The following is a 12,685-nucleotide window of genomic DNA, read 5'->3' as shown; positions in this document are numbered from 1 at the left end:
TTATAATGATTTCTGGGATGATATAATATTAATTGTAGTTTTGTTACTTTGGTTAAATAATTTTCTGTGTGTTTTGTTAATACTGTTTTGACTAATTCAGGATAATTTATTGTTTCCATAAAATAATCTCCTGTTTGATGAGTGGAAATACTAGCAGGTGTAATTTAAGTAAGGTATAATAATTTCAATCTTTTATTTTCGTAGTTTGGTTTAAGCAAAGCGCAACCAAACGCAATAATCTTATAAAGATGTTGGTTTTTGTCATATCAACCTACATCTACTCTTTATCCACTTTTTTCGGATGCTATGTGTCTGTGTAGATGTGAATTATATTCGCCTAGTTATAAAAACTTTTTGTTAAATTTTATTAACAACTGATAATTTAAGAATTTATGTTATAATACATTTTGTATAAATTAATCCGTGTCTTTAAATAAAACATAATTTTGATTACATAAATAATGAAATCTAGCGTTAAACAATTAAGTCTATTTGAATTAGAATTTACAAAAACAAATCCTGAAACAATAGTATTACCAAAAGGCTATAAAGGATTAGCTGCTTTTCATAAATATTGGGGTAAAAAACCAATTGAATGTTTAGCATTTTTAATTGAAAACTTAACAGAAAAAGGTGATATTGTTTTAGACCCATTTTTAGGATCAGGTTTAGTTGCTCGTGAAGCAGTAATTAGGGAAAGACGATTTATAGGTATTGACATTAATCCTGTAGCCGTAGAATTATCTAATTTATTAGTAAATTTACCAAATCCAGATATTTTTAAAAAAGCCCTTGATGAATTAGAAATAAGTGTTAAATCAGAAATATATAAAACTTACTTACTACAAGATGGAAAATTTGCAACTCACTATTTATGGAATGGAAATGAACTAAATTCAGTTTGGCATTTATCGCCAAGAAGAAATGAAAGTGATAAAAAGATACCAACTAATTATGACTATCAAGTATTTAAACACTTTGAGGAATACGAACCTAAAATACCTCGACCAATTAAATTATTTCAAAATAGCCGTATAAATACAAATGATTCTTTAACACTAAAAGATTTATTTACTGGTCGTGCATTACATAATATAGATTTGTTGCTTAATGCAATTCACAAACAACCAGATTCTATCAAATCTGCATTATTGCTATCATTAACTGCTGCTTCTGGTCAAATGTCTAAAATGGTTTTTGCAATTACAGGAAGAGGTAAAACAAAATCTGAACCAACAAATAAAATAGAAGTTGGTAGTTGGGTGATAGGATATTGGCGACCAACGTTACATTTTGAAATTAATGTGTGGAATTGTTTTATTAAACGTGCAAACAGTTTACTAAAATCTATTCAAGAAGATGAATTTAAAAAAGGTTATTGTGTATCTAAAAGATTAACAGATGTTATGGATAATAAAGCAGATGTAGCAATTTTTCAAGGTGATAATCGAAAAGTTCTTAATAATTGCCCTGATGAAACTATTTCTTTGATATTAACTGATCCTCCACATAGTGATAGGATTCCATACTTAGAATTGAGTGAAATGTGGAATTGTTTAATAGATAAAGAGCCGGATTTTTCTCAAGAAATTGTAGTTTCTAATGCTCGTAGTCGAGGGAAGAATAAAAACAATTATGTGAATGAAATGATGGAATTTATGCAAACTGCTACTCGTATCCTGAAATCTGGTGGAATATTAGCTCTATTTTTTAATGCTAGAGATGCTGATAGTTGGCAGTTTTTAAAAGAGGTAATACCATCTGATAATCAATTACAATTTCGAGGATTATTTCCTATGAACTATTCAGCTAATTCAGTAATACAAGACAACAGAAAAGGGGGTTTAAAAAATGATTTCGTTTTAATCTATCAAAAACCTGGAAATGAAGATAATATAAAATTGATTTTTTTAGAAAAATTACCTAATTGGTCGAAAGAAATACCTAATATTCACTCAAAATAATCTTAAATTTGAAAAATAAAATGAGTTACACATTTTCTGAACTTTCTCGGCTCTATGATGAAAATAAATTTTTTGAATTAACATCATCTTCTGAAGGATTATATTTTTTAAAATTACGTTCTTTAGCTCGGAAAGATTATTATTTGCATTTATTTCAAAAAGCACAAATATCTTCACATAATTTAGGAGTAAAGCAGTATCTTGAAACACTTTTTAAATCTAATATTTCTTTAGAAACCATTCATGATTCTATTAATCAAATATATGAAGGACAAAGGGAAGAACGTCGCATAAATGAACAAGACTTACTAGCAGAATTATATAAGCTACGAGTTTTTGACTGGGGTGGTATCCATCAAAATGATATTAATAAGTATCTAGTTGATAACTACATAAAAAAGATTACTAATTATGATAATTTAATAGAAAAAGTAAAAAATGAAATTTTACATAGTTTAAAAGGTTTTGTTCTGTGTTCTTGGTATAATAATTGGACATCAATTATTATTGAGGATATTTTTAAAGACCATGAGCGTGTTTTACCAACTGTGGGGCTAATTAAACAAGTTGATTTTTTTATTGATGATATACCTTTTGATCTCAAGGTAACTTATTTTCCAAAAGGTTTTATGGAAAATCAGAGAAGGAACAGAAAACTAACAATTAAGGAATTATCAGAGTTAAAGAAGACAGCCAAAATATTTAATCTTCCTTTTGATCAAAATCGTCCTGATGATGAACTATTGATTGATTTAATTACAGCTTTTGCTGAAAGTTCCCAGCAGGACGTAAAAGATTTTTATGATAATTTTGTGAAAATTAGAAGAGATATTATCAATGACACATTAAAACAACCACGTGAACTTTTGCGCTGGTTGTATGAAAATCAAGGTTCTCAAAGATTTGATGCAAGTAATAGGTTATTTTTAGTTCTTGTGGATACTAATTCTTTAGAAGATAGTTGGAAGCTAAAAAGAGATTATACTTTGTTAAAAAATAAAATTGATGAATATCTAAATACACGCTCTTTTAATAAGGATGAACTGTTATTAAATTGGTCTTTTAATAACAATCAATACCAAAGCTATGCTGATGTTTTATTTGTACTAAAGTAACACCAATAAATTATAAAAAAAGGGATAAGCCCAAAAGCCTATCCCCCAAAAAATCAACTAATTAATGACTTACGTTCCAGAAGTCCAAGAATTGATATAGTCAATTTGATCTGCTGTCAAACTGTCAATGAAAATGCCCATAGCTTGCAACTTCAAACGAGCAATTTCTTCATCTACTTCTCTAGGAATAGAGTGCAAACCAGCAGCTAAACTACCCTTATTCTTCACCAGGTATTCAACAGCTAATGCTTGGTTAGCAAAACTCATGTCCATAACCGCGCTGGGGTGTCCTTCAGCAGCAGCCAAATTAATCAAACGTCCTTGTCCGAGTACAACTACGGATTTACCATTTGTCAATTTATACTCTTCTGTGAAAGGACGAACATCCTTGATTTCCTTAGCATTAGCAGCTAAGTATTTCAAATCAAGTTCTAAATCGAAGTGACCAGAGTTACAAACGATCGCACCGTCTTTCATGACATCGAAGTGTTCACCGCGAACGACGTGCTTGTTACCTGTGACAGTAATGAAGATATCACCGTGAGGCGCTGCTTCTGCCATTGGGAGGACGCGGAAACCGTCCATAACGGCTTCAATTGCCTTGATGTGGTCAATTTCGGTGACAATGACGTTTGCACCCATACCACGGGCGCGGAGGGCTGTTCCCTTACCACACCAGCCATAACCGACAACAACAACAGTTTTACCAGCTAATAAGATGTTTGTAGCGCGGATAATTCCGTCTAAGGTAGATTGACCAGTACCATAGCGGTTATCAAAGAAGTGTTTGGTGTCTGCGTCGTTGACGTTCATCGCAGGGAAGGTAAGAACGCCTTCTTTAAACATGGCGCGTAACCGTACGATACCAGTTGTGGTTTCTTCGGTGCTACCAATTAAATCAGCTATTTGGTGTTGACGATGTTGGACTAATTCTGCTACCACGTCGCTACCGTCATCAACAATGATGTTGGGGCGATGATCTAATGCGATTTGCACGTGGCGGTTATAGGTGGCGCTATCTTCGCCTTTTTGAGCAAATACAGCAATACCATGATCAGCTACAAGGCTTGCAGCTACGTCATCTTGAGTTGATAAGGGGTTACTTGCAATTAAAACTGCATCAGCACCACCGGCTTTGAGAGCAATCGCTAAATGTGCTGTTTCTGTAGTAACGTGGGCGCAAGCAACTAAGCGTAAACCAGCAAAAGGCTTTTCAATAGCAAAGCGATCGCGGATTTGCTTCAATACGGGCATTTCTCGTCCAGCCCATTCAATACGTTGTCTTCCCAAGGGAGCGAGAGCGAGGTCTTTAACCTCGTGCTTTAAGGGAGCAGCTACAGTCATGAAAATTATCCTCTAAAAGATGATGATTCGGTCATTATTCCACACAGTCCCCCGGAGGGACTATGTTAGTATAGCCTCAAAATTTTAATTTTATTTTGAGGTCTTTACGTACTGTACAAGGTTTTCTTATTCCTAGCCATATTTTCTGGTAATTAGTAACCAGCGAGGGAGAAAGTCTGGGAAACTAGCTTCACCTCTGGTATGAGCAATGTTAAGGCCCTATCTGACTTTTGGCTTTTCAATCATTCTCTGGTATTGTGGCAACTGATTGGTAATGGGTTATGGGTTATGTCCAGTTCCTATTTCCCCATTGACACAAGGAGGTGTTTTCATGATACTTCGATTTTTAGCGATCGCCGGAACAATGGCAATCACCATTGGCTCTGTCAACAAAGCTACAGCCCAGATTTCTCCTTTACCTTTGGTGTCCACTACCAGTATTTTCAGCAATAGGGTAGATGAAAAAGAATATACTAAACGAGCAAACCCATTAATATTGGTAAATAAAATTCATGATGGGTTGCAACACAATCCAAAAGAAGCAAATCAAGAACAACAAACTCGGTTTTTAGTGCAGCAAGGGGGAATTGCTGCTGTCAGCACACTAGCAATAATAGCAGTTAGTTGGAGTATGGGACGTTGGCAAAAACGTTTAAGCAAAAATGAAAATCAATCTACTCTGCCTACTTCCATAGAGACGCAACCAATAACTACACTATTAAATCAAAAACAACAGCAGCATCTTCAAGAAGTCAAAAAAAGACTGTTTCAAACTGCACAAGTAATGCTTTGGGGCGGCGGTACTTTGATCATTTTGGGACTATTTCCCTACACCAAACCCTTACAAATTGGGATTCTCGCTATTGCTCAAATTCCTATTAAGTTAACTATTGTGGCTGTGGGAACTTACGTAGCTATACGGTTTACCTATGCCTTAATAGATCACTTTACCTCAACAATAGTTAGTGGTGGTGCTTTATTAACCCCAGAAACATCCGCACGCTTACAACTCAGAATATCTACATTTTCCAGCGTGACTAAAAGTATCACTACCATAATTTGGGTAGGAGTAGGTAGCTTATTAGCACTGACATCTTTAGGTATAAATATCGTGCCACTTTTAGCCAGCGCAGGTTTACTTGGTGTAGCCCTATCCCTTCCTTCTCAAAACTTAATCAAAGACGCAATTAACGGCTTTTTGATTATTTTTGAAGACCAATACGCCCTTGGTGATATGATTACAGTTGGTACTGTAGGCGGTTTAGTCGAAAAATTGAATTTACGAATGACTCAAGTTCGAGATTCCGAAGGACGCTTAATCACCATTCCCAACAGCGAAGTCAAAATTGTCGCTAATCTTTCCAGTCGCTGGTCACGGGCTGATTTAACTATTCCGGTTTCTTACCAAGCTAATGTAGATCAAGCCCTGACACTGATCGAAGATGTGGGTTTAGACATGACTCAAGACCCCGAATGGCAAGATCAAATTCTCGAAAAACCTAATGTATTGGGAATAGATAATTTTAGCGATCGCGGTATCATGATTAGAATCTTAATTAAAACCCAACCCCTCAAACAATGGGCTGTAGCGCGAGAATATCGTCGTCGGCTCAAAATCACTTTAGACGCAGCCGGAATTAATATTCCCGTACCGCAACAAGCAAATTGGGTAAATGAGGTATAATCACTAAATTCTCAAAAGCGAGTTCTCGTAATTTCACTTAAATCCTATTTGCGTTCATCTACGGTTAAAAAACTCCGAAATCAGAACATTTTCAAAGTTAGTGAATGAAAGCATGAATTTATCTCACCCAGAGGCGCAAAGGACGAGAGAGGAAGAGTTGAAGAATCAGTGAACCTCGTCCCAACCCTTCTTTGATACACAGGAGGGGCATTTTAAAAACTCATTATCAGGATAAATTTAGGTTCTTAAGCCTCTCCCCATGGACAGGGGGAGGTTTGGAGTGGGATTAAATAATAGTGGTCAAACTCACGTACTAGGAGAGGCAATTTTTGAGAAGCAATTTTCGATGATTCTCTTGCCATATTAGTAAATTTGTACTATACTATGAGAATAGCTTCAAAGCTGGAAAGACTGAGGGAACAGGGATTTTAAGGACTATGCCCATGATGAAGTATTATATTCTCAATCTTAACCCCACCGCCAAGCACGAATGGGACCGTTGTATTATCCGTGATCCTTTAACTGCAAAACGTCCAGATATAGCTAAATTAATCTCCGAAGCTGTAGGTGCAGATACAGGCAGTTATTTAGTCGGTGTAAATATTGAAGTTACAGTATTGCAAGAAGCATCTACACCATCAGCAGTGTCATTTCCCGAAATATCTGTACCCACCCAACAGAGGGAAGCAGCATAGAAATTGCAAAGTATTAGCTTTAGCAGATTTTATCGTAGGTTGGGTTGACATACTGCTGCTTAGGTGCAAAAATCAAAAACAGCCCAAGCAGATTATACCCATAATAATAGCACAAAAAGTCAAGGGGCATTTATCAATGCTGAAACAACGTATTTACGTTAACTTATTGACAACATTCTCAAGATTATTGAGAATAGAGGGAATTTATTCTCAGTGAACATCAAGTTTACCAATTTTGTAAAAATGCCCATTTAAAAAACTTATATAGGAATCATAGATGATATTTGGATATTTCCCCTTTTCTCTTCCTCTGGGATTTCAGTGCCTCTGCGGTTCGTTGCTCTCTTAAACTATTTCTGTATCAGAGTTAATCTTTTTTGAGCAAGCCCTACTTATTGCATTCTATCAATTGTCCGATATTGAATTGCTTCTGCTACGTGCTGGGGTTTGAGATTTTCATCACCTGCTAAATCTGCTATAGTTCGTGCTACTTTGATAATACGATCACTTGCTCTTGCAGACAATCCTAATTTCCTAATTGCCGCTTCTAATAAATTACGACTAGGATCATCTAATTTACACCATTTTTGCAGATGACGACTTTGCATTTGGGCATTACATCGTAAATTTCCTTCTTCTTGAAACCGAATTATAGAAAGTTGTCTGGCTTTTTCCACTCTTTGGGCTACAGATTTTGATGTTTCTCCTGTTGGTTGTTGGGTTATTTCCTCTGGCTTCAAACGATTTACAGCTACTTGTAAATCAATTCTATCCATTAATGGTCCAGACAATTTTGCCCAATATTGCTCTCGTTGTCGAGGTGAACAAGTGCAGGCTTGAATTGTATCACCATAATAACCACAAGGACAGGGATTTGTACTAGCTACTAATGTAAATTGAGCGGGAAAAGTGACAGATTGCTTAGTTCTAGAAATTGTCACATAACCATCTTCTAAAGGTTGACGTAAAAACTCTAAAACGTCTCTTTTAAATTCGGTTAATTCATCTAGAAAAAGTACACCTCTATGGGATAATGAAATTTCACCAGGACGGGGAAAAGTACCACCACCAACTAAAGAAGGACCAGAGGCAGAATGGTGGGGACTACGAAAAGGACGATCTTTTACTAAAGAACCACGATTCTTTAATAATCCAGCCACAGAATGAATGCGCGTTACCTCCAGAGATTCGGAAAAAGTTAAAGGTGGTAAAATTCCTGATAACCGTCGTGCTAACATTGTTTTCCCGCTTCCAGGCGGTCCGACAAAAATCAAATTGTGTCCCCCCGCAGCAGCAATTTCTAAAGCTCTTCTAGCGTGGGCTTGTCCTTTTACATCTTGTAAATCTGCCAAATTTGAAGATATTTCTTGGGAAATTTCTAGTGTTTTATTGAACTGTACAGGTTTGTAATTTTTGGGATTATTCAATAAGTCTACTACATCGGCAATGTGTTGACAACCATAAACAGATAAACCTTCGACAACAGCCCCTTCTTGAGCATTATCAACAGGGACAATTAGACCCGAAATTCCCATTTTTTGTGCAGTTGCAGCAATAGGTAGAACACCAGCAACAGGTCGCAAACTACCGTCCAAGGAAACTTCTCCCAAAAATAAAAAATCTCCCAACAAATCGGCGTTAACTTGTTCAGAAGCTGCTAAGATTCCTATACTAATCGGTAAATCAAAAGCCGGTCCTTCCTTGCGTAAATCTGCGGGAGTCAGGTTAATGACAATCTTCCGAATGGGAAAAGCAAAACCCGCATTTTTCAAAGTTGCTTTTACCCGTTCTTTAGATTCCTGAATGGCCGAATCTGGTAAACCCAAAATCACGATTCCTGGTAAACCCCCGGAAACATCAACTTCCACACCCACCTTAACCGCGTCTATTCCGACAATAGATGCACTCCAAACTCTAGCAAGCATTTTTTATATATGAATAAACTTTATAGATATCAAAGCAGATTCGTCGGTAAATTAACAATAAGTTAAATTACTCAAGATGATTGTTTATATTTAATAATATATATACTTGTATACTAAATAAGGCATTCATAAATCACTCGTGTGCATTTAACCTCACTAAGTAGGTGAACGGAAAAAAACCGAAATATGTAACGAAAAGTAAAGTTCCCCAAAACCTCTTCCCTGTTCCCTTGTCATAACGACAATTTTTCATGCCAACCTACTTACCTCCGCTTTGTCTTTGACTTTCTTTTGAGTGCATTAGCACTATTGGTAGCATCTTGTAGATAAGGTGATCGCTTGTGGTGAGATTTTGGCAGGGCGATAGCGAAGCGCATGGAAAGTATCGCCTTGAGATCAATATTAAACCCACATAAAGTGGGTTTAATAACATCTAATTGTAGGTCTAGATTATTTTAGCGGAACGCAGACCAAATAGTAATCCAACAGCTAAACCTAAAAACGCACCTAAAAATAGAACATATTCAATTGCACCAATCATGTCATTTACTCCAAATTAGTTACTTGTTTATATTCAATCATCAATAACTGTCAAAGGGAATAGGGAACAAAGAGGAAAGAATTTGCCAAATTGCGGTAAAATACCCAGGCAAGTGCTTATATTAGGGTTAGAAAATGAATTCTGTAATTAAAGTGGATATATCAGAAAGATCTTATGATATTACCATTGCACCAGGAAGTTTAGAGCAACTAGGTGATAATATGAAAAATTTGGAACTAAGTAATAAAGTATTACTAGTTTCCAACCCCATGATATTTAAACATTATGGACCAAGAGCGATCGCCTCTTTGGAAAATGCCGGTTTTCAAGTTGTCAGTTATAACTTACCCCCCGGAGAACGTTACAAAACCCTCAACTCCATTCAAAAACTCTATGATATCGCCTTGGAAAATCGCCTAGAACGCTCCTCCACAATGGTCGCCTTGGGGGGAGGTGTAATTGGTGATATGACAGGCTTTGCCGCCGCTACATGGCTCAGAGGCATCAATGTTGTCCAAGTTCCCACCAGTCTCCTAGCGATGGTAGACTCGGCTATTGGTGGTAAAACTGGTGTAAATCATCCCCATGGCAAAAACCTCATAGGTGCATTCCATCAGCCCAGTTTAGTCTTAATTGACCCAGAAGTCTTAAAAACCCTCCCAGCTAGAGAATTTCGAGCAGGAATGGCAGAGGTGATCAAATACGGTATCATTTGGGATGCCGAATTGTTTACTCAATTAGCAGCAAGTAAACATCTTGATCAACTCCGCTATGTAAAATCCGACCTGATAAACAGCATATTAACTCATTCCTGCCAAGCAAAGGCAGATGTTGTCAGCAAAGACGAAAAAGAATCTGGATTAAGAGCAATTTTAAATTATGGTCATACCATTGGCCATGCGGTGGAAAGTCTCACAGGCTATCGCTTGTTGAAACACGGTGAAGCCGTAGGTATTGGTATGGTAGCAGCAGGAGAAATTGCTGTAAAATTAGGAATTTGTCCACAAGCAGACACAGAACGTCAAAACTCCTTAATTAAAAAAGCAGGTTTACCCACCCAAATACCCGCCGCCTTAGACGTTGAAGCAATTATTGATGCTTTGCAATTAGACAAAAAAGTCAAATCTGGTAAAGTTCGGTTTGTACTACCAACCCAAATTGGTGCTGTGAAAGTTACAGACGAAGTACCAACAGAGATAATCAGGGAAGTGTTGGTGGGTAATAGGTAATAGGTAATAGGTAATAGGTAATAGGTAATAGGTAATAGGTAATAGGTAATAGGTAATAGGTAATAGGTAATAGGTAAATAGGTAAGAAAAAATTCTTCCCAGTCACCCAATCACCTATTAAACTGGTAAAGGTGCTAAACCATTCAATTGACGAGCAGCATTAATACAAACTGGGCAATCACAGCCAAATAACTTGATAGCCAGATCACTTTCCGCATCAGAAAATTCTAATTCTTTAGGGTTACTTGTTTGCGTTTGTGCTACTTGTACTGGTGATTTCTTTACAGCCAGAAGAGTATTACTTACTTGTATACATACCTGTTTCGGAATTGCTGAATGAGGGGAAAGGACACAGGATAGATGAGTACCAGTAGTATCAGACCCCTGACTAGCATGAGCAGGTCTAGGCATCATCACCATAGATAACATAGATGTGAACAATACGGGGCTAGAAATCAAGGTTAAAATAAATCTTTTGTTCATGTACTCTTAGAAATCTTGTAATTGGGGGAATAAACTAATTTATCTTTTCCGAGAACTTGGTTATTAATCAGTCTATCTTATCTAAAACAGATATGGCCAGATTTCGATAATCACTAACTACACCCACACTTTAACAAATCAGAAAATAGACACAGAAATTATCTCTTTGCGCCTCCGCGCCTCTGCGTGCGACAAAAATTGATTTTTACCTAACAAGTAACTGATCTTAAATCAATAAACAGCAGTACAAATAATTAATAATTAATATTCGTACTGCTGCCAATAATGTCTACGTATTAGACCACTGAATAATCGCGCTCAAAGATAACAATTGACTCCAAGTTACATCAGCGTGGTAACTTCCCCAAGGGTTACGTAAATGGAAAGTTCCAGTGGAGGAATTATAGGAAGTGATCGTGTAAGCATGACCATTAACCACACCATAACCACCACCATAAACAAAACCTGCTGTTAAAATTTGACTAGAATTAACCAAATTAATCAGTTGAGTTTGAGTCATATTGCTGACAGATTGGGAAGTAGCACTTAATCCTGTGACTTGACCAATTACTACATCCATCCAACCACCTTCTATGGCTGCGTAGGAATTATTTTGAGTACCACTGTAAGTACGACTCCAACCAGATTCAGCTAACTGTGCATAGGCTTTTTCAGCTAAAGCTACCCAAAGTTCATTACTGGTGGAAGTAGAAGAACCTCCTCCCCAATCAGCATAGACAGCATAACCTGATGAATTAGTTGGTAAGTAACGATCTACTGTGACATAATCAGCTACACCATTGTTATAAAAACGCACGGTGAAGGTATTATCACCATTATCAAGGAACATATTTTGAATGTAATCAGGTTTTTCCTGGGCAATAGAAGCTAAAGTTGCTACATAATAGCAGTCTCCCACCGCTCCTTGATAAATGTCATCAGCACTTAGACCATTTTGGAATAGAGAACCACTAACATACTGATAGCTATAACTGGAACTAGTTAAATCAGGTCTATCATTTCCTAAGAACCACTTACCAATCAGATTTTCCATTTGGGTATCACTACTACCGGCAAACAAATTACCAAAACCGGAACGAGTGTTAGCTGCATCACCATTTGCAATCTTATTAGATAAGACCTTCACAGAATCAACCATAGTGAAGAGGGTTGAGTTACTAACAAGAGTCCGTAAGTCAGTTAACTCACTGGCATCAATTACACTACCATCTTTAGCATCGCGGAAAATGGAAATCATGTCATTGCGACTCAAATTACCATCAGCAGCTAAGGAACTGGTTAAAGTGATAATTTGAGCATCTAGTAGATTTTGACTATACCAATCTGTCGGAATCGGTGTGGGAGTTGGTGTGGGAGTTGGTGTGGGAGTTGGTGTGGGAGTTGGTGTGGGAGTTGGTGTGGGAGTTGGTGTGGGAGTTGGTGTGGGAGTTGGTGTGGGAGTTGGTGTGGGAGCTGGTGCAACATCAGTAGCATTTAAGGACAAACTGTAGTTAGTGTTGCCACTGTATGGATATACCCGTACATAATAAGTACCTGCACTCAACTGACTGTTAATCGATTCAGAAGTAGCGCCACCATTCTCAGAACTGGAAATATACCCACCAAAACTATCGAGTAATTGAACATCCGCATCGGCACTCAAACCTGTTAAACTCAAACTAAAGTTACTTTGTGTTCCCACATT

10 protein-coding genes are annotated in these 12,685 nt (G+C 37.0%); 5 read left to right on the top strand and 5 right to left on the bottom strand.

Annotated features, from left to right (window positions below; genetic code table 11):
• Nucleotides 1–461: 461 nt before the first annotated feature.
• Nucleotides 462–1,964 carry a DNA methyltransferase gene (locus H6G25_RS18265; protein ID WP_190393723.1) on the top strand — a complete coding sequence of 501 codons (1,503 nt, stop codon included), beginning with the start codon at nucleotides 462–464 and terminating at the stop codon, nucleotides 1,962–1,964.
• A gap of 20 nt (nucleotides 1,965–1,984) precedes the next feature.
• Nucleotides 1,985–3,079: a hypothetical protein gene (locus H6G25_RS18260; RefSeq protein ID WP_190393722.1), complete on the top strand. Its 1,095-nt coding sequence runs from the start codon at nucleotides 1,985–1,987 to the stop codon at nucleotides 3,077–3,079.
• 69 nt (nucleotides 3,080–3,148) lie between these two features.
• Here the strand turns inward: H6G25_RS18260 and ahcY are convergent, their stop codons facing one another.
• The gene (gene ahcY, locus H6G25_RS18255; RefSeq protein WP_190393721.1) at nucleotides 3,149–4,423 is read right to left on the bottom strand and encodes an adenosylhomocysteinase; all 1,275 of its coding nucleotides are present in this window, start codon (nucleotides 4,421–4,423) and stop codon (nucleotides 3,149–3,151) included.
• Nucleotides 4,424–4,754: 331 nt separating this feature from the next.
• Here ahcY and H6G25_RS18250 point away from each other — a divergent pair, with 331 nt between their 5' ends.
• Nucleotides 4,755–6,107, top strand: coding sequence for a mechanosensitive ion channel family protein (locus tag H6G25_RS18250; protein ID WP_190393720.1), 1,353 nt, complete (start codon nucleotides 4,755–4,757; stop codon nucleotides 6,105–6,107).
• 443 nt (nucleotides 6,108–6,550) lie between these two features.
• A complete protein-coding gene (locus H6G25_RS18245) occupies nucleotides 6,551–6,802 on the top strand; it encodes a hypothetical protein (RefSeq protein ID WP_190393719.1) in 252 nt (83 codons plus the stop codon).
• Nucleotides 6,803–7,194: 392 nt separating this feature from the next.
• On the opposite strand, the gene H6G25_RS18240 is transcribed toward H6G25_RS18245, so the two are convergent.
• Nucleotides 7,195–8,727, bottom strand: a complete 1,533-nt coding sequence (locus tag H6G25_RS18240; RefSeq protein ID WP_190393718.1) for a YifB family Mg chelatase-like AAA ATPase — start codon at nucleotides 8,725–8,727, stop codon at nucleotides 7,195–7,197.
• 445 nt (nucleotides 8,728–9,172) lie between these two features.
• Nucleotides 9,173–9,268 carry a cytochrome b6-f complex subunit PetL gene (locus tag H6G25_RS18235; protein WP_190393717.1) on the bottom strand — a complete coding sequence of 32 codons (96 nt, stop codon included), beginning with the start codon at nucleotides 9,266–9,268 and terminating at the stop codon, nucleotides 9,173–9,175.
• A 134-nt stretch (nucleotides 9,269–9,402) separates the two neighbouring features.
• On the opposite strand from H6G25_RS18235, the gene aroB reads away from it, so the two are divergent.
• Nucleotides 9,403–10,497, top strand: coding sequence for a 3-dehydroquinate synthase (aroB, locus tag H6G25_RS18230; RefSeq protein WP_190393716.1), 1,095 nt, complete (start codon nucleotides 9,403–9,405; stop codon nucleotides 10,495–10,497).
• A 117-nt stretch (nucleotides 10,498–10,614) separates the two neighbouring features.
• Here the strand turns inward: aroB and H6G25_RS18225 are convergent, their stop codons facing one another.
• Together H6G25_RS18225 and H6G25_RS18220 are read right to left on the bottom strand one after the other, a co-directional pair.
• Nucleotides 10,615–10,980 (bottom strand): hypothetical protein, encoded by a 366-nt coding sequence (locus H6G25_RS18225; protein ID WP_190393715.1) that lies wholly within the window; start codon nucleotides 10,978–10,980, stop codon nucleotides 10,615–10,617.
• A gap of 289 nt (nucleotides 10,981–11,269) precedes the next feature.
• Nucleotides 11,270–12,685: C2 family cysteine protease (locus tag H6G25_RS18220; RefSeq protein WP_190393714.1), on the bottom strand; the 1,416-nt coding region annotated here is incomplete at its 5' end.

Origin of the sequence: Dolichospermum sp. FACHB-1091 (assembly GCF_014697585.1) — a bacterium.
Lineage (GTDB): Bacteria > Cyanobacteriota > Cyanobacteriia > Cyanobacteriales > Nostocaceae > Dolichospermum.
Note: the sequence above shows the minus strand (reverse complement) of the source record. Positions and strands in the feature narration are given on the sequence as shown.